Source organism: Bifidobacterium sp. ESL1118 (genome assembly GCF_058505595.1).
This window is the reverse complement of the sequence record NZ_CP196371.1, coordinates 1,181,497-1,199,772: the sequence shown is the minus strand read 5'-3', so window position 1 is coordinate 1,199,772 and position 18,276 is coordinate 1,181,497. Positions and strand designations below refer to the sequence as shown.

Annotated in this window: 11 protein-coding genes and 2 tRNA genes; 10 read left to right on the top strand and 3 right to left on the bottom strand. The window is 54.6% G+C overall.

The genetic code is table 11. The features are described 5' to 3' along the window. Positions 1-183 precede the first annotated feature (183 nt). The 3 genes from ACSYSS_RS04745 (at position 184) to ACSYSS_RS04735 (ending at position 5,325) form a co-directional block, all read left to right on the top strand. Positions 184-1,476, top strand: a complete 1,293-nt coding sequence (locus ACSYSS_RS04745) for a deoxyguanosinetriphosphate triphosphohydrolase (RefSeq protein ID WP_491702930.1) — start codon at positions 184-186, stop codon at positions 1,474-1,476. A gap of 286 nt (positions 1,477-1,762) precedes the next feature. After that, positions 1,763-3,898: a DNA primase gene (gene dnaG / locus ACSYSS_RS04740; protein WP_491702929.1), complete on the top strand. Its 2,136-nt coding sequence runs from the start codon at positions 1,763-1,765 to the stop codon at positions 3,896-3,898. A 230-nt stretch (positions 3,899-4,128) separates the two neighbouring features. Continuing rightward, positions 4,129-5,325, top strand: a complete 1,197-nt coding sequence (locus ACSYSS_RS04735; RefSeq protein ID WP_491702928.1) for an SLC13 family permease — start codon at positions 4,129-4,131, stop codon at positions 5,323-5,325. An 81-nt stretch (positions 5,326-5,406) separates the two neighbouring features. Here ACSYSS_RS04735 and ACSYSS_RS04730 read toward each other — a convergent pair whose 3' ends face one another. Beyond that, the gene (locus tag ACSYSS_RS04730) at positions 5,407-6,807 is read right to left on the bottom strand and encodes an ATP-binding protein (RefSeq protein WP_491702927.1); all 1,401 of its coding nucleotides are present in this window, start codon (positions 6,805-6,807) and stop codon (positions 5,407-5,409) included. 304 nt (positions 6,808-7,111) lie between these two features. Here ACSYSS_RS04730 and ACSYSS_RS04725 point away from each other — a divergent pair, with 304 nt between their 5' ends. From ACSYSS_RS04725 to ACSYSS_RS04705, 5 genes are all read left to right on the top strand, one after another. Then, on the top strand, positions 7,112-8,245 hold the full coding sequence (locus tag ACSYSS_RS04725) for a thiolase family protein (protein WP_491702926.1): 1,134 nt from the start codon (positions 7,112-7,114) through the stop codon (positions 8,243-8,245). Positions 8,246-8,329: 84 nt separating this feature from the next. Further along, positions 8,330-9,664 carry a hydroxymethylglutaryl-CoA reductase, degradative gene (locus ACSYSS_RS04720; RefSeq protein ID WP_491702925.1) on the top strand — a complete coding sequence of 445 codons (1,335 nt, stop codon included), beginning with the start codon at positions 8,330-8,332 and terminating at the stop codon, positions 9,662-9,664. Further along, positions 9,657-10,820, top strand: a complete 1,164-nt coding sequence (locus ACSYSS_RS04715; RefSeq protein ID WP_491702924.1) for a hydroxymethylglutaryl-CoA synthase — start codon at positions 9,657-9,659, stop codon at positions 10,818-10,820. The genes ACSYSS_RS04720 and ACSYSS_RS04715 overlap by 8 nt, the downstream gene beginning before the upstream one ends. Before the next feature lie 131 nt (positions 10,821-10,951). Next, positions 10,952-11,028 (top strand) — tRNA-Arg (locus tag ACSYSS_RS04710). An 81-nt stretch (positions 11,029-11,109) separates the two neighbouring features. Then, complete coding sequence (locus tag ACSYSS_RS04705; protein WP_491702923.1) at positions 11,110-11,421, top strand: YhbY family RNA-binding protein; 312 nt, start codon at positions 11,110-11,112, stop codon at positions 11,419-11,421. On the opposite strand, the gene ACSYSS_RS04700 is transcribed toward ACSYSS_RS04705, so the two are convergent. Together ACSYSS_RS04700 and ACSYSS_RS04695 are read right to left on the bottom strand one after the other, a co-directional pair. Next, the gene (locus ACSYSS_RS04700) at positions 11,410-14,217 is read right to left on the bottom strand and encodes a bifunctional lysylphosphatidylglycerol flippase/synthetase MprF (protein ID WP_491702922.1); all 2,808 of its coding nucleotides are present in this window, start codon (positions 14,215-14,217) and stop codon (positions 11,410-11,412) included. The genes ACSYSS_RS04705 and ACSYSS_RS04700 overlap by 12 nt on opposite strands. Before the next feature lies 1 nt (position 14,218). After that, entirely contained in the window at positions 14,219-15,418 is a 1,200-nt protein-coding gene (locus tag ACSYSS_RS04695) for an alpha/beta hydrolase (protein ID WP_491702921.1), read from the bottom strand. Between the two features lie 529 nt (positions 15,419-15,947). Between ACSYSS_RS04695 and ACSYSS_RS04690 the strand changes: the two genes are divergently transcribed. Together ACSYSS_RS04690 and ACSYSS_RS04685 are read left to right on the top strand one after the other, a co-directional pair. Next, a complete protein-coding gene (locus ACSYSS_RS04690; protein ID WP_491702920.1) occupies positions 15,948-18,086 on the top strand; it encodes an LTA synthase family protein in 2,139 nt (712 codons plus the stop codon). Positions 18,087-18,184: 98 nt separating this feature from the next. Further along, positions 18,185-18,260: transfer RNA gene (locus tag ACSYSS_RS04685), tRNA-His, on the top strand. Positions 18,261-18,276 lie beyond the last annotated feature (16 nt).

Genomic DNA, 18,276 nt, shown 5'->3' with positions numbered 1-18,276 from the left:
CTAAGATTAATAAGTATTAGGACAGCAGTATCGAGCGCTGAATGGAGTTGTTGTTTCTGATAGGGCGGGCGAGTATCGTCCTATTATTTGTGAGGCCCGGTGATTCTAGTTGCTCCGGGTCTTAAATGTGTTGAGTCCCGGTGCAGGTCACTAGCAGGCGAACTCAACAGCGAAAGGGTGCGGATGCAGACAGCTGACGGCGAGCGGGTGCTCAGTGATGAGGGGTACTCCGCCTCCGACGAAGAGCGCTGGGCTCCCGAGCCGCCTAAGTCGCAGGAGCGCACCGCTTTTGAGCGGGACCGTGCCAGGCTCATCCACTCCTCTGCACTGCGCCGTCTGGGTGCTAAAAGTCAGATTCTGGTGGCGGGCACTGACGATTTTGCGCGTACAAGGCTTACCCATACGCTTGAAGTGGCTCAGATTGGGCGGCAGATTGGGGCGTCACTGGGTTGCGACCCCGATGTGGTCGATTGCGCATGCCTTGCCCATGACCTAGGCCATCCTCCATTCGGACATAACGGCGAGAAGGCGCTCGCTGGTATAGCGGCAAATATCGGTGGTTTTGAAGGTAATGCCCAAACATTGCGCTTGCTGACACGTCTCGAACCCAAAGTGTTTCATGCCGATGGCCGCTCGGCCGGAGTGAACCTGACGCGTGCCTCCCTTGACGCTGCAGTGAAATACCCATGGACGCTTGAGGAGGCACCCAAGCATCCGAAGGGGGAGCGCAGCCTCAAATTCTGCGTATACCCCGACGATGAGCCGGTGTTCCAATGGCTGAAGCTTGGTCTGCCGGAAGATCTTAAGGAGGCCAAGCCCATGGAATGCCAGGTGATGGACCTTTCCGACGACATTGCCTACAGCGTGCACGACTTCGAGGATGCCATAGCCACAAACACGTTCAATCCTTTGGCGCTCGCCGACCCGCGCATCATCGACGGCGTCATAGAACTGACCCGCAAATGGTACGGAACGAAATGGGATCCTGATAAGCTCCTTGCAGCGTTCAACCGGCTCAAAACGGCGCACATGTTCCCCTCGCATTTCAACGGTTCGCGTGAGGCACTGGCGCAGCTTAAAAACATCACGAGCACGCTCATCGGTCGCTTCGCGCTTTCGGTGGAGCGGGCCACGCGTGAGCGCTACGGACAGGGGCGGCTTACCCGATACAGCGCCAACGTGGTGATTCCCGAGGAAACGAACTACGAGATAGTGGCTCTCAAGGGCATCGCCGTCTACTTCGTCATGGAGCCTCGAGACCATGAGCCTCAACATGATGAGGAGCAAAAAGTCGTGGAGGATTTGGTGGACGTACTTATGGCAGATTCGCCGCGACCGTCGGATGTGCTGGATTCCACGTTTCTGGAGGACTGGGACCAGTGCACCAATGATGATGAACGTCTACGCGTCGCAGTCGATCAAGTGGCAAGTCTCACGGACGGTTCGGCGTTGGCTTTGCACTCGATTGTGTGCTGAAAGCCTATACTGAAATCTCGCAATGAAATTGTGGGCTCAAACAGATGGTACGGGCTTCTTTTATGTTGGGTGGGGAGATTTTCAATCTATCAATCAATACAGCAAAATAAGAATGGCGGAATTCCAACGTTTCTTTATACCATGTGTCTGTGGTCCCTCGGAAATCTCCCTACCTGAATAAAAAGTCGTGGATTTCGGCGTTGAATTGGGTGTTGCCAGGATTTGCAAACATGGAAGATGTACTTTCCGCGGAGCTGATTGACGCGCCAGTGTAGAGTTAGTAGTTATGGCTGGAATGATAGTGAAGGAAGATGTCGAAAAAGTGCGTGCAGCGGCGGATCTCTACGACATCGTCTCATCCACGGTGACATTGAAACCAGCTGGAACTGGTACGTTTATGGGTCTTTGCCCGTTCCACGACGAGAAGACTCCAAGCTTCTCTGTGCGCCCGGCTCTAGGCGTTTGGCACTGTTTCGGTTGTGGTCTTGGCGGTGATGTGTTCGGATATGTGGAGCACCAGGAAAACATTGACTTCCGAGAGGCCGTGGAGTTGCTGGCGGATAGGTACCACATCGAACTTCATTATGAAAAGGGCAGTGGGGCTCCGGAACATCAGGGGTCCAAGCGTGCCCGTCTGTTGGAGGCCAACGAAGAGGCTCAGCGTTTCTTTGTAGACCAGCTTAAGGGTCGTGGTGCCATCGCCGCCCATAAACTGCTGGCAGGGCGCAACTTCAGCCAGGCCGACTGCGAGCGCTTTGGCTGTGGCTATGCGCCGCAAGGTTGGGACAATCTTGTGCGTCACCTGTCATCCAAGGGGTTCACTCAGCAGGAGATGCTTGATGCGGGGCTGGCACGGCCGGGTCAGCGCGGTCCATACGACTATTTTCGCGGTCGTGTGACGTGGCCCATCCGCGATTCAACTGGTCGGACTCTTGGATTCGGCGCCCGAAAACTCTTTGACGACGACAGCATCAACGCCAAATACATCAACACTCCAGACACGGCGCTTTATAAGAAGACCCAGGCGCTCTACGGCATCGACATTGCCAAGTCGTCCATCGTCAAGAAGCGTCAGGTGGTCATTGTGGAGGGTTACACCGACGTGATGGCCTGCCATTTGGCAGGAGTCGACACTGCTGTGGCCACCTGTGGAACCGCCTTTGGTGAGGAACATGCCAAGATTGTGCGCCGGCTCATCGCGGACGATTCTCTCGGCGCAGTGCAGTTGGTGGGACCACTCAATGTGGAGGGCCAGTCACTTTCCAGCCGCATAGTCTTCACATTCGATGGCGATGCCGCCGGTCAGAAGGCTGCCATTCATGCCTTTGGGCTTGATTCCGCTTTTCTTTCGCAGACCTTTGTGGCTGTGGCCCCAGGTGACCTCGACCCGTGCGACCTGCGTCTTCAACATGGTGACCAGGCTGTGCGCTCGCTCATTGCGAACGCCAAGCCCCTCTATGATTTTGTTATCGACACGGTGATCAACCGTTTCGACACCACCTATACCACAGGCCAGATGGGTGCGGTGAAAGCCGCCGCACCGCTCATAGCCCAGATTCGTGACCGTTCCCTGCTCGATATCTATACTCGAAAGGCCACTCGTCGTATCGGCGTCGACCTTGACATCATGCGGCGTGAGGTCAATGTTGCCAGGCGCCGTCTTCATGTACGCGATGATGACGCCTATGCACCAAGACGCAGCCAATATCAGCAGAACCGTCGCCGGCAGGCGGCGGATTCCTACGAAAACCCCTTGGTTCGTAAGGCTTTGGAGCGTAGGGACGCAGCGGATCAGTCGTATTACCGAGTGGATGACGCCGTGTTCATCGCTGAGCAACAGTTCATGGCCGTGCTTATTCAAGTGCCACGGGCCGTTCCGGTGGATCCGTTTGCAAAGCTGAATGAAAACCACTTTATGACTGATGTGTTCCGTTCGTTGTTCCAAGCCGTCGAGGCTGCCGGGGGGTTGCCTTCTCCTGGGACTTCGCAGGGATTGTGGATGCACAATCTCAATAAGGCCGCAGGCCCCGTGCTTTCGGGAGTCGTGAGCGAACTTGCGGTCATGCCGTTGCCGCTGCCGGAATTGGAGCGCACGGCAACCGGGGCCATCTCCTCCACTGACACGCAGGAACGCGCAGCCGGCGATGCGGTGGATGACAGTCAGGCATCAGACGGATCCGCAGACGTCTCGCCTGCGGCTCAGCCCTTGCGGCAGGCCAGCCAGGAAGAGCGGCGATATGCGTCGGAACTCTTGGTTCGTCTTCTCGATTTGGGTTATATGCGTCAGATTGGTACGGCTAAACGCCGCATGTCCCAGACCACCGATGCCACTAAGAAATTAGAGTTGCTCGGTGACGTCACCAAAATGGAAGCCGAGCGCAAAGACATGCAAGCCAAGGTCTATGGCAATACCACGCCGTGATGCATTCAAAATTTTTTTTATTATTTTTGGTCGCTTGCTCTTCATCTACGAGACGTTGCCATATTTGGTTTCCCAAGCTCTGGTCCGTGTAAGGCTCTCTTTTGGTCGCTGATTGAGGAGATCTTTGTTCTCAGGAGCTGAAAATATCCCATACAATGGTTACGGGTGTGAATGCTGCCATGGCGGTGTTTGAGACGTGTGCGGAATGCCGTTTGCGTGTGGGGGAATAGATGAGAACAACGATTGTAAGGGTTTTGAAAAACGACACCATTCTCGTCGTGTCGACTATACTTGCATTTATTTCCTGCTTTTTCATCCATCCGGACACACAATACCGTTCGTACATCCATGTCAACACCATCGCCCAGCTGGTCTGCCTCATGTTGGTGGTCTGCGGATTGCAGCGCATGGGCATTTTCCATGTCATAGGTTCCAAATTGCTGCGAAGGGTGAAGACCGCGTCTGGATTGGTGCTGACATTGGTTGCCCTTACCTTTTTTTCTGCCATGTTCATCACCAATGATGTGTCTTTGGTGACATTCATTCCCTTCGCCTTGTCTGTGCTGGTTATGGCAGGTATGGAGGATCGGACTGTTTTCGTCATCACATTGATGACGATTGGCGCAAACACGGGCAGTATGCTTACCCCGATCGGGAACGCCCACAATCTCTATCTGCGTGCCGTTTCGAACACGTCAACCATGGATTTTCTCCGTATCATGGCCCCCTTTTCTCTTGCTTCGGCCATAATGTTGACTCTTGCCGTTCTCGTGTCATTCAGGAGTAGGCCGATTACCACCGATTTTTCGGGAATAGATACCGATAGTTTTCAAAAGAACGTCCTGGCTCCCCAAAGTGGTGCCGTCTCGCCTGATGAGGTCAGGTTGCTTGGATATGGCGGCAAACGCACGAGTTGGCGAGTGGCGGTGTATGTGGTGTTGTTCCTCGTGTGCATTCTGACGGTCGGGAACGTGGTGCCATTGTGGCTCATGTGCGTGTTGGTGTTTGGAGCGTTCCTTGTGTGTGACAGACGTGCGTTCCTGAAAGTGGATTGGTCGCTTCCGCTCACCTTCGTCATGTTCTTCATTTTCATTGGCAACATGCGCAGAGTGCCGCAGTTTGCGTCCATCGCGGCGTCACTGGTGGGGCAGCACCCCATGGAAGTCGCCATAGGCTCCAGCCAGCTCATCAGCAATGTCCCCACATCCATACTGCTTGCAGGGTTCTGCCACCAGTGGCATCCGCTGATTGTCGGGACGAATCTGGGGGGACTGGGCACACTCATAGCTTCCATGGCATCGCTTATTTCCTACCAGCAGTTCGTGCGCAAATATCCGCAGTGCAAGGGCCGCTATCTCGGTGTGTATACGGTGGTGAACATCGTGTTCTTGGCTGTGCTGCTCGGTCTTGCGCTACTCATCGAATGACCAGGTTTGTTGTGGATGCCCATGCCTTGCGCTCTGCCGGCATACGGTTTGCGGAAACGAACAGACGCCAACCTCACGTGTTCAGGCCTTGGCAATGGCGTACTCCGCATCATCGGCGTTGCCGAATCGTTCAAGTTTTCCGGTTCCTGTAAGATCATGAAGTAGTTTACCGGCTTCGGTGCGATTGATGTTCAACGAGTCCTGAACCTGCCTGCGTGTAAGCCGAACACCTCTGTCCGCAAACAAGTGGAGCGCCACTTCCTCCAGGCTTTCCATGGAGTACTGCTTGAGTGCCTCTTCATGTACTCCGTCCACACTTGGCGCATCGGTCATCGTACTAGGCGAATTTGGTTTTGAGGTCTGATCGGCTGCTATTGGCGTGTAAAGACTGCCGCAAAGCACCAATGTTTTCAGAGGTGCGGCACCGATGACGCGTGAACCTGCCAGCGCCGCCGCTGGGTCGTCCGTAATGTAGGGATGGGCTGTGGGGAATTTGTATCGTTTGGCGTGCCGGAGGTTTTTAGGGTTGTCAAAATCGTATGGACCTCCCTCACCGTCGATTTGATTGCCGTTCCGGTCTTTCTCGTCTGAGCCGGTTCCTTTGTCTTCATCCATGTCTTTTTCATCAACAAGTACAGGAAGCACCATCGCCACCGAACGCGGCCCCACACGCAGTTGTGGGCTCGAAAATGAACTCGAATATGACTCGAGGATGCGTTGGATGCCTGTTCCGCAATTCTCGCTGAGGCTCAGGGCTGCAAACAACTCTGCAAGCCAGGTGTTGCGGGTCTGATTGATGCCATTGAGCAGGTCGTTGACTTCCAACCCTTCTATGAGACCGCCAAGGGAGACGATTTCGATGCGAGATGTGAAAATGCTGATGATGGTGGCGCCACTCATGGTGTAGTCACGGTGCAGGATGGCATTGACCAATGATTCTCGCAATGCAACACTCGGCCAACGCTGTTGCGAATTATGCTCATTGAGCAGTCGCATGGCATCGTCCAGCTGTTTGAGCACCGAGCCGGTCAGCGTGCGGCGTTCAACGATCTGTGTCTTGAGGTCCCCCTGGAAAACCACCAGTTTTACAGTGTAGGGGCACTGGTCGGAAATCAGCAGGCCGGTGTTGGTGCAGCGCATGTGTTCGTCAAAGAGGTGATGATTCGGGCCTTCAAAATCCGACCAATTGATGCTGGCGGCAGCAAAGACCTGCTGTGCATATTCGAATGTGAGATTTTGCTCGGTGCAAGTCCTATGGTCGAACGGTAAATTCGTGTTTTGCGGATATGACGGATATGACACTGCCGGCAAATCCTCATGCTGCGCCCGGACTGCGTGTTGATAGGATTCGTGCGAATGTTCCCGTGGTCGGTCGTTGCGGTCCGAATCGGAGGGTGTGCCAAGACATGCAGACAAGGCGGGGCCGTTCTCAACACCTGCGTTGGCTTGGCCTTCCTGTTGAGGGGTTGTATCCATTGCCATGTCTTGATGCTAACGAACTGTTGGGACACCGATATCGCCCGATCGGCTTGGCGGGTTGGAGACAGCCCGTGAAGCGTGTTTGTAAAGGTTTTGTGGTTGTGTGTGGACTTTGTGAAGCCAGGTAAAGGCTTGGTGGATATGCATGGGGATCTGCTCCAGAAACACTACTGTGAATTCTTGGAAGCTGGGGCCGCTGAATGTTCATATTCTGCGGTGTTCTATCGGCGGCTTCCATGAATGTTGGCTGAAGCAGAAATGGGTGAGGGTATTGCGCAGAGCGATGGATTCGTCGACTATTGTAGTTGTGGACGCAAAACGGACGCCGATCGGAAAGTTCCGTGGCGGTTTGAGCGCGATGGGTCCGGTCGAGCTGGCCACGCGGTTATGCCGGAGCATGTGTGCATCCTGCGGGCTTGGTCCTGATGCTGTCGATCAGATTATATTGGGCAATGTGCTGAGCGCGGGAGCGGGGCAGAACGTTGCTCGGCAGGTACAGATCGGTTCTGGTCTCAGGCAATCGGGAACCGCGATGAGTGTCAATCAGGTGTGCGGCTCGGGCCTCAAGGCCATTCGTCTGGGGCAGTGTGCCCTGGCAATGGCTGACGCGGATGTGGTGATCGCCGGAGGTGTCGAAAGCATGTCGAATGCTCCGGGGATTGCCAAAAGGACAGGAAAGAACGGGTTTGACGTCGATTCGCTGAGCGACAGTTTGTTTGTTGATGGGCTCAATGATGCGTTTCATGGGTATCCGGTCGGCCAGACTGCGGAAAATCTTGCCAAAGAGTTTCATCTGACGCGCGGGAAAATCGACGGGTATGCGCTGCGCTCGCAGCGACGTGCGGCCCAAGCCAAGGCATCGGGTTGGTTTGACAAGGAGATTGTTCCCATTGCCGGGATCCACGAGGATGAATCCATTCGTTCCGACACGTCGTTCGATGCTTTGGCGAGGTTGCAGCCCGTATATTCGCCTGATGGTGTGGTGACAGCCGGGAATGCCTCGCCCATCAGCGACGGGGCCAGCCTGGTGATTCTGACCACGGCTGGATTGGCTGGTGAGCTGGGTTTTAATCCTTTGGTACGAATCACAGGTTATGCCGAAGCCGGTTGCGAGCCCGAACGCATGGGGTACGCACCGGTCCTAGCAGTCAGCAAGCTTTTGGAACGCCTAGGGCAAGGCGTTGAAGACATAGATCTGGTTGAAGTCAATGAGGCTTTTGCTAGCCAAGCGCTTATAACGCGCCAGGAATTGGGCATTGACCCCGACAGATACAACGTTTCGGGTGGGGCGATTGCGCTCGGCCATCCGTTGGGGGCATCAGGGGCCCGTATCCTCACCACGTTGATCCACAACCTGTTAAGGCTTGGGCTGCACCGTGGCGTGGCTTCTCTGTGCGTCGGCGGAGGCCAAGGGATCGCCATGGAGGTGGAGACCTTCTAGAACTGCTGGAATATTAATGCATTGCAACGAAGACCACATGATGAACAGTCTTGAGAAGAGGACCAACCAATGAAATTCCACGAAATGACGACACAGGACCGCGTGAGGTCGCTGATTGGTTCCGGTGTGCTTAGCCAGGCGGAAGCGGACCTGCTAACCCCTTCGACCGCTCTGCCGACATCTATTGCCGCCAACATGATTGAAAACCAAATCGGCGCCTTTCCTGTGCCGTTGGGTTTGGCTGAGCACTTCATCGTCGATGGCGCGCCGGTGGTGGTGCCTCTTGCTGTGGAGGAGCCCTCCGTAATAGCTGCTGCCGGCAACGCCGCGAAACGTTGTCAGGATACCGGCGGTTTTGCAACATCTGTCAGCCGCGGTGGCTTGGCCGGTCAGGTGGTGTTCCTTGGGCAAATGGATCAGCCGGAACGATTCCTGGATGAACATCGGGAGAGCATCTGCCGGGTGGCGCACGATGCACATCCGAGTTTGTGGCGGCACGGCGGCGGCCTTCAGAGCATCGAGGTGGTGACGCACCACCAAGACGGCGATTTTGTGGAATTCCGCCTGACGATTGACCCGGGCGAGGCCATGGGCGCCAATGTGGTCAACACGATCTGCGAGGCAGTGGGGCGCTACATCGGTGAGCGGGAGCCTGAGCTCGACTTGCTGATGGGCATCGTGTCGAACAAAGCCACATTGCAACGAGCCCGTGCGAAAGCCAGATTCCGGTTCACGCAGCTGGAAACCCTGGAAATGTCAGGGCAGGAGGTGGCGAATCGGATCGTTCAGGCCGGACGATTTGCCGAGATCTGCCAGGAACGTGCCTGCACGCAAAACAAGGGGATTATGAACGGTGTCAGCGCTTTTGTGTTGGTCACGGGAAATGACACCCGCAATGTGGAAGCCGCTGCGTACGCTGACTGCACGCAGGAACACCCGACCTGGACCCATTGGTCGATCGAAGATGATTGCCTGGCTGGCAATATCGATATGCCTATGCCCATTGGTGCCGTGGGAGGGGCTGTTTCCACGTTGCCGGTCGCAAAACTGGCCATGGATCTGCTGGGGAATCCCGATGCAAGTAGACTCATGGGAATTGCCGTCAGTGTCGGTTTGGCCTCCAATATGGCGGCATTGCGGGCTTTGGTAACATACGGCATCCAAAAGGGCCATATGAACCTGCAGCTGCGCAGTCTTGCAGTGATGGCCGGTGCAAGCGGCGAAGATGAGATTTCACAAGCTGTGCAAGAATTGCGTCGAAACGCAGATCATGCGGATTTGGCCATGGCAGAGCGGATTGTGACGCAATTGAAATTGTCGAAGGACATCGGCACGGCGAATGGTGCAAACCAAACAGCTGGTTGGGAGTGGCCCGGTATCCAAAGACCCTCTGTTCAGAAGGGAGCGCACCATGAGTGATTACGGCATTGACAGTCTCGATTTTTACACGCCGAACCAATATCTGGATTTGATCGATTTGGCCGAGGCCAGGGGAGTGGACCCCAACAAATACCTCATCGGCATCGGTCAGGAGCGCATGTCGGTTCCTTCACTCGACCAGGACATAGTGTCTATGGGAGCCAACGCCGCCGAGCCTTTGCTCGACGATGCCGTTCGTTCCTGCATCGGTCTGCTGGCGGTCGGCACTGAGTCGGGCATCGACCAGTCCAAGGCATCGGCGCTGTTCATCCACGATTTGCTGGGACTGCCGCAGACCATGCGCGTCATGGAGATCAAAGAGGCTTGCTATGGAGGCACGGCGGCACTTATGGTGGCGTTGGACTTCGTGCGCTCGCATCCGGATTGTAAGGCCTTGGTCATTGCTTCAGATGTGGCTCGCTACGGGTTGGATACGCCGGGTGAGGTGACTCAGGGTGCCGGTGCGGTTGCCATGGTGGTTTCTGCCAATCCCGGCCTGCTCGCCATTGAGCCTCGCACTGTGGCGATGAGTCGTAGCACGTCTGATTTTTGGCGGCCGAACTACTCTTCGGTGGCGTTTGCACAGGGAAAGTACTCCGAAGAGGTCTACGTTTCGATGTTTGAGGATGCCTGGGATAGGGCTGAGGGCATGGGGCTGACTGACTCTGACAATCTCGCTGCTCAGCTCTTTCACATTCCGTTCTCGAAGATGGGGCGTAAGGGGCTGCGCACGCTGAAAGATAAGGTCGGCTCACAGGTGTACGCACGGTTGAGCGACCGGTTCGAGAGTAGCACCGTCTATGGCAGGCAGATAGGTAATATCTATACCGGGTCGCTGTATCTGGGCCTCATCTCATTGTTGGACAACGACCGGAGTCTGGATGAGACAGACCGTATCGGCCTGTTCAGCTATGGTTCCGGATCCGAAGCCGAGCTGTATTTCGGTGTCTTGCAGCCGCAGTTCCGCAATCGGCTTGACGCAATGGGCCACCGGGCCATGCTGGAACGCCGTCACCGGCTTTCAGTGCCGGAGTATGAGACGCAATTTTCTGGGACTCTGGTTGAGGATGGCTCCAAACAGACACTTGAGCCCACCGATTTGTTGGCGGACCATTGCCTCATTGGGCTGGAAGGTCATCAGCGGTGCTATCGGTGAATGACACTGAGGCTACGGTAGAACAATGAGGAAAACGGAATATAGGTAACTTGAATTCATTCGGCTGAATGCGACTTGTTGTGCAGGATGCCGCAGCTGGGTCTTGACGCCACCATATAATCTTTCTGAATGGCCCCGTAGCTCAGCTGGATAGAGCAACTGACTTCTAATCTGTAGGTCGCGAGTTCGAATCTCGCCGGGGTCACCAGATGCCATCTGTGATTGGTGGCTTTACCTTGGACAGCGAGAAATGTAGACGGTATGAGCATAAGTGGAATGGCGGAACGCTATGGTGCAGAAGAAACTCAACAAACGGCAGATCAAGCAGCTTCGTGGTATGGCCAACAAGCTTGAGCCCATGCTATGGATTGGTTCGAACGGGCTCACCGATGCCGCAGTGAAACAGGCCAGTGAAACGTTGGAGAGCCATGAGCTGCTCAAATGCGCCTTGCAGGATGGCTGCCCCATTGACGAAAAGGAAGTCAGCCAGACTTTGGCGGGGCAGGTCGGCGCCCAAGTGGTGCAGGTCATCGGCCACCGATTCGTGCTGTTTCGCCCCACCAAAAAGCCCGGCGTAAAGGCCATCGAATTAGTTCGCTGAGCCGTTTCCACGGGCCTTGTTTCCTGAGTCGTTTTTTCCGGTATCTGCAGAGACGTCTTTTGGCTTGACCGTTGATTTTGGCGTGCTGTTTTTAGAGTCGGCCACTTTGGCCGCTGGAACTTTGGCGTTGTTCTTGGCTGAATTGTCGCCGTCGTTCTTCTTCGCGGTCATGGTTTTCAGAATGTCGATCACCTGGTTTGCCTTGAGTTCGGGTACATAGGCACTGACTACGGAAATGCCGATTTGCGCTAGCTTTGAAGAATCAGGATAGCAGATGTAGATCGGTGCCGGAGTGGGCTGGAACTTACGTTTGAAGAAGAAGAGGGACTTGAAGCCATATGCGGGTTCAAGAATGTCAGCTACAATCTGCAAGGCATGTTCGATGATTTCTTCCCCGCTTTGTGTGATTTTTTCCGCATCTTCGCCCTTGCCTTGAGCTTTGGGTTGTTCACGGCCCTCGCCCATGCCGGCCAATGGTGCGGCGGAAAGACTCATGAACTCCACTGCATTCATAGGGTTGGCCGCGCCTTGGTCGCGCAGCCGTTCCGCCATGCGGGCGATGAGGAATTCCATAACGCCATTTGGGCTGTCGGTACGATGGCGCATGAAATCAAGCGTCCAACCTATCACCTTGCCACCTCGATAGGTGGGCAGCCAGCTGGTGACGCCAAGCACACGACCGTCTTTGTCGACGGCATATAGCACAGCCACACGTGGGTCGCGCAGTTCCTCTATGCCTCCCAGCGTGAACTTCATCTCGGGCAGCGCCTTGAGCTGTGCCCACTGCTCCGAGATTTCGACGATTTGCTGCTGTACGTCGAATCCGACGCTGTCATAGGTTCCCAGTACGTCCGTAATGCCGTCTCGTTTGGCCTTGTTGATGGCTGTGCGAATATCCTGCCACTTGTGCCCGCGAGTCTGCCAGGCATTGGGATCGATGACCATTTCCGTGCCGACCTGAATCGATGAGAACCCTTCAGCTTCGAGTTCTTTTCTTTGCTCGTCGTGTACGGCATAGAAGGCAGGGGACCACCCGTTGGAGTCACTGAAATTGGAGAATGCCTCAAGGTCTTGCATGTATTCATTGCGATCGCCAAAAGGCCCTGTGACGGTCAGTGCGATGCCATGCATCACACGGTATGCAATGGCGGAACGACCTGTATGGGAGAACCAATAGTGGTTGTCGTCCCAAGTGGTCATGAAACTCATCGAGTCGCCGCCAAGTTCAACCAAAGAATTCGCCCGTTCGCGGTTGCGTTCATCAAGCGTGACATTGTCCTTGAACCAGAAGATGAACACGATAAGCACCGTAAGCCAGAAAATCGTGGTAATCGCGGTTCCCGTCAGCGTGGCCAGCATGGTCCTCGGGTGAATGAGCACTGTCTTGCGGCCACCGAAGCCAAGAGGCAGAAGACGCCGCAGTGTATCGAGAATGAGTAGCTTCAGCGTGGGCCTAGGCGCAAAGGATGAGGGGAATGAAAGCGTGAACAGCACATAGAGGCTGCTTGTGGCGATCAGTGAGATCACCATGGCGAGAAGACCATTGAGAACCCTTATTTTTCCAGTGGGAACTTCAAAGTGTGAAAGTTCTCGTGCCATAAAAATGATGAGCAGCAGTGATGGCAGAGCGGTGATGACGAAGGCAGGCATTGTGGCATACTGTCTGTTAATTTCATCGTTGGCTGGCGAGAGTGTCAATGGAAAAACAACATAGTAGAGAATCGTGAAGAAAACGACCAATCCATTGACGATCATGCTGGTCCATGCCGCTACTTTTCGTCCGTGGTAAAGACCCCAGGCGACGACTGCCAATGCTGCGACCGGAAGTAAAATGTGCAGCCAGAGGCCGAGCAAGGCAACGCTATGCTGACCCGTGATGATGATGCAGCTTTTGATGGTGGCGTTCGTGCCGCACGAAGTGATGAAGGGGGAGTCTCCCAACAGTGACGTTGTGAAGAGGCCCAAACCTGTCAGAATCCCGAACCGTGAGGTTGACGTGAGCGAGAGGATGGGGCCAACGGCGAGCACAACTTGGGCGAACGCGAAGAGACGTCGGATTTCGTAATCCGTGCCTCGCTGCCAATGGGTTCGTTCCCCTCCTCTTCCGTGCATCCACAGGCCTATGACATGTCCTGCCACCGCGGCAGCCAGATTGCAATAGTCTCCTGGGTTTCCGCTGAACAATAGGAGCGTTCCGACAAACGTATACCCCAGCAATACGATACGGCGTTTCCAAAGTACGGATTCAAAAGAGCTCGTGGCCATAAGTGGGCCGATGAGCAGTGTCAACGGCGAGAGCAGGACTGGAATGCGTTCCAGACGGGTCCAGCCCTGTACGGTATGGCTGACCAAGTAGCAGATTCCCAGACCGACGATTGTGCCAAGCAGTGCGCTGACGACCGAGGTCGCGATGGTTTTCAGCGCTCCAAGGTGTGATTGGGCTGTGCTGAGCACCACCAGCATCAATAGGGAATATATGATGAGCATGAATATGCCGTGAACAAACACCATCGACCCAAGAACGTGAGTGAGCCAAGTCAACACGTCCATCTCTTGGCCTCTCCAAGGCCTTGGACCTGGCCTCAGCCGACCCTCTGCAAGGGCTCGCGAAAGACTGAGGCTGCGGACATTAGGTGCTGTATGAACATGACGAACCGTCTGCCATATATCGTGGAAAATATTGACAAGGAAAAACAGAAGAGAGCAGACGATGGCGAACATATGCTCGTGGGACCAGCGCTTTAAGTCCGTGCCGAGAATATGCCAGCTTGATGAATGTTTGGCTTTGGCCTTCATACTAGTCCTCTTTTGCAGTTGTACGTGAATCGATGACGGTAAGGTTCGGATATTGTGAGATGGTCTTGCCTGTTTTCCCGATGCCTGTTTCGTCTCCGAAAAAGTCAATCATAGGCAGCATGCCTGCCTGAACCGTATGCCAATCGTGGCCGGTGTCTTTCGAGACCACGGTGGTGGTGCTCATCCCGGCATCCATGGCTGCCTTAACGATTGCCATCTGGTTCTTCTGTGAGCGTTTGTCCCATTGCCCGGCGATGCTGAACCATGATTGGCTGGCTGAACTGCTGCGCCTGATGATGGTGATTGGCACATGATCGTTATACGCATGTTCATTCGAATTGAAGTAGCGTTTCAATGTGGATTTGTGAGACCCATTGACAGGCTCGATTTCTCCTCCAGCGGAAAAGATGTGACCATAGATGTTCGGGTGGGCCGGACCGAGCTGGGTACTGCATGTGGCGCCTTGTGAAAAACCACCGATTAGCCATTCGCTTGGCTTGGTTGCAACGGGCAGGTTTGTTTTTATCCATCCGGTGACGTCTTTGGTGAGGTACGTTTCGGCGTTGCCGCCATTGGCGGTGTCGGAGCAAAGCGAATTATGCAACAAGGTGCCGTTCTGGTCCGGTGAGACGGCGATGGGCGCCAGACCGTCGTGCTTGGAGGCATAGGTGTTGAGCATCTTGCCAAGCTGGCCGGCAGTGAAAAACCTGTCTGTGTTACCTGGCTGGCCGGCAAGCACAACCATGACAGGCAAGGCTGGGGGAGTATCGCTCATCGCAGCAGGCGGCAAATAGACATTCGCCCTACGGGCCTTAAAGCCTGAATAACTGTTTGGCAACGATACTGAAAAGACCTGTCCTTTTTCGGGCATGGTCGGTGTCTTTCCTGCTTCCGCCCTTTTCCGCCATTGTGCGATGCTCATTGCAGGCTTGCTTTTCACTGCCTGGCCATCGAATTTCGGGAATTGGGAGACGCCGAACAAAGACCCCAACGTCGTGTATTCGCCGTAGGTCTTGTCAACCCTCAATGCGCAAGTGAGCAAGGACACAACAATCATGACTGCCGCTAATACGCGACGAACGCCGCTCGACTGGCAGACTGCCGCTATAAGTGCCACGATGATCCCGATGCCGGTGGCAATCGTCAGCATGACGACCCATCCAAGGCTCACGCCAAACACGCGGAACACGTCTGAGAGCATCCAAACTACAAGCCAACCTCCAAAGAATCCCAACACTCCAATGCCAAGTTGCGAGATCAAGGGCTTTAACCAACCTTTTCGTGATCTCAGTATGACCACAACGGCCAAACCTACGATGGTGATGAGAAGCATCGTAGTGGGGAGCCACCCATTGATAAGTTTGATTTTGAAAAACCAGTTCATTATGCCCTTCGCATGCCTTTGTTGTAATGTATTTGATTCTAGACCACAATCTCGAATGCGTCATCGTTCATGGGAATGATATCAATATGGACTTGTTTTGTTACAATGCAACAATAGTTTGGTCGTTATTTGGATTTGTTGATGGCCGAGCGCTGGGGACGGGATTTGTGTTGAACGTTCTAAGGCCTGCGTCTCAGGGGCCGTCATGGCTTCATGCAGCTGGTTGTGAAAGTCCGAGACATATGTGGACTCTATTGTGTATGGCCTGTGAAAGGCGTGGGTCGGAAGGGTTGCGCAAGACAACCCATGAACATAAAATCAGGATGCGAGTGTGGATGGTATGAATATGGATGCTACTGATCAGCTTCGTGAAAGCGGTCGGGCAGACTTGCCCGACGAATCAATCGATCCGGAGCAGGCGACGGGAAACGACGGCCGGCCGGCGCTGGGCCAGGGGGACGAACCCGGCCATAAGACCTCCCGCACATTTCGTTGGGCGCTGAACATCAAATGGTATGGCTATGCGTTGCTGTTTGTGCTGTTTGATTTTCTGGCCGTCGTCATCCTGCAGCAGGGTGTGACGCAAAAGACCACGCGAACCGATCTCTCCAGCCCGATCGACAACATTTGGACGATGATCAGCGGGATCTGGCAGAGAGGCAACTTCGTTCTTCTGCTCAACATGGTTTTGCTGGGGCTTGTCTATGGTGTGGTCATCATGCTCGTCAACAGATTCTGGTTCTCCTCTGGCCTGATGCTGATTCTTTCCGTCATCATCGCCGTGGTGGAGCACTTCAAGGTGAGCGCACGCTATGAGACGATTCTGCCTTCGGACCTGAGCTTCCTCAAATCCGATGCCGGCAGCATCGCCAGCTTCCTCCCTTCGGGCTCCGGCACATTGGTAACACTGGCAGTGGCGGGCATCGCAGCCATTGTGTTGCTGTTCTGGTTCCTGGGCAAGTCCGATGCCCGAGGCGGTCGGGTTGTGTTGAGGATGAATAAGGTCATTGGCGCGGTTGTTCGTGTTCTGGCCATGGCGGTTTCTTTGCTGCTGGTGGTCTCCTATACGCTGAGTGTGAGTTCAGTGGGTTCCTGGTCCAATTCCTTGGCCCATGGTTTGGGTGACGTGCCTTCAATGTGGGATTCTGTGTATGACGCCCAACGCAACGGTCCACTGGTTTCCTTTCTGGGGCAGGTCAAGCCAAAGATCATGGATGAACCAGGCGATTACAGCCAAGAGACGATGAAACAGGTGGCCAAGCGCTATGAGGCAGCTGCAACATCAATTAACAAAGAACGAGATGCCGATCTGAATGACAGCTCGGTGTTGTTTGTTCTTTCGGAATCGTATTCCGATCCGACCCGAGTGCCAGGACTTAAGCTCAATGCCGACCCAATGCCGAAGATTCGCGCGATTAAGGGGAACACAACCAGCGGTCTTATGCTTTCCTCTGGTTATGGCGGAGGCACCGCGAATCTGGAATACATGAGTCTGACGGGCATGTCGATGGCCAATTTCGACCCCTCGCTCACCAGTCCATACCAGCAGTTGGTCCCCGGTGAGAAGTGGACTCCAGCCATCAACCAGCAGTGGGGAGGCAGCGCGAATTCCATAGCCCTGCACCCATACGAGCCTTCGATGTATTCCCGGGCTCAAAATTACAAGAAGTTCGGTTTCTCCCATTTCTACACGCTTCAGCCTCCTGAAATCATTGATCATCAGAAGAAACTTGGTTCGTCCCCGTATGTTTCTGATGAGTCCGCATATGCCAGCACCTATGAGCAGATTGCGAAAGCCGGCGGTGCCAAGTTCTTCCAGCTTGCCACCATGCAGAACCATATGCCCTATAAGAATTGGTATCCGGATAACGATTTCAAGGCTACGGGCACAGGATCGGCAGTCGCGCTGGGCAAGGACGAAACCGAATCAATCGAGACGTATGCCTCCGGGGTAAACCATACAGACAAGGCGACGGCGGACTTCCTGGCCAAGCTCGACAAACTGAAGAAGCCGGTCACGGTGGTCTTCTATGGCGACCACCTTCCGGGAATCTACAAGACAGCCAGCGCCGACAGTGCCAATTCTCTGGCGTTGCATGAGACGGATTATTTCATCTGGTCCAATAAGGCCTCCGGGCGTCAAGGTGTGAAGGTTGGAGACAGCGCCTATTCCTCGCCGAACTTTTTCATGGCTCAGGCGGCGCAGCAGCTTGATGCCAAGGTTTCGCCGTTCCTTGCGTTCCTTACCCAACTCCATGGAAAGGTGGCTGCGATGGAACCTCCTGTGGTCAATAAGATTCAGGGTTGGGACCGGATACCTGCAGGTCAGTCGATTTATCTGGATGTCCATGGACGGCCTATGAATGCAGGAGATTTCGATGCCAAGACCAGGCAGCTGATGCATGATTACAAGCTTATCCAGTATGATGTCACTGCTGGCAACGGATATCTGAGGCGTGCAGGATTCATGGATGTCAATCGGTAGCGACGCGCCATCTGGTACAAGTCCCATAGGGCGTGTATAGTTTCCTCTGTTGTGCGAAACGGCTGGAGCTTGTGCTTGAGTTGATTCGACACCGCATGGTGGATGTAGCTCAGCAGGTAGAGCATCTGATTGTGGTTCAGAAGGTCGCGCGTTCGAACCGCGTCATCCACCCCATACGAAACCCCTACAG

What these genes read in the sequence shown, in the direction of transcription:
- ACSYSS_RS04735 (WP_491702928.1), top strand. Translation starts at nt 4,129, where the DNA reads ATGAGAACAACGATTGTAAGGGTTTTGAAAAACGACACCATTCTCGTC.
- ACSYSS_RS04695 (WP_491702921.1), bottom strand. Translation starts at nt 15,418, where the DNA reads ATGCTCTCAGACGTGTTCCGCGTGTTTGGCGTGAGCCTTGGATGGGTC.
- ACSYSS_RS04720 (WP_491702925.1), top strand. Translation starts at nt 8,330, where the DNA reads ATGACGACACAGGACCGCGTGAGGTCGCTGATTGGTTCCGGTGTGCTT.
- dnaG (WP_491702929.1), top strand. Translation starts at nt 1,763, where the DNA reads ATGGCTGGAATGATAGTGAAGGAAGATGTCGAAAAAGTGCGTGCAGCG.
- ACSYSS_RS04690 (WP_491702920.1), top strand. Translation starts at nt 15,948, where the DNA reads ATGGATGCTACTGATCAGCTTCGTGAAAGCGGTCGGGCAGACTTGCCC.
- ACSYSS_RS04745 (WP_491702930.1), top strand. Translation starts at nt 184, where the DNA reads ATGCAGACAGCTGACGGCGAGCGGGTGCTCAGTGATGAGGGGTACTCC.
- ACSYSS_RS04700 (WP_491702922.1), bottom strand. Translation starts at nt 14,217, where the DNA reads ATGAAGGCCAAAGCCAAACATTCATCAAGCTGGCATATTCTCGGCACG.
- ACSYSS_RS04715 (WP_491702924.1), top strand. Translation starts at nt 9,657, where the DNA reads ATGAGTGATTACGGCATTGACAGTCTCGATTTTTACACGCCGAACCAA.
- ACSYSS_RS04705 (WP_491702923.1), top strand. Translation starts at nt 11,110, where the DNA reads ATGGTGCAGAAGAAACTCAACAAACGGCAGATCAAGCAGCTTCGTGGT.
- ACSYSS_RS04730 (WP_491702927.1), bottom strand. Translation starts at nt 6,807, where the DNA reads ATGGCAATGGATACAACCCCTCAACAGGAAGGCCAAGCCAACGCAGGT.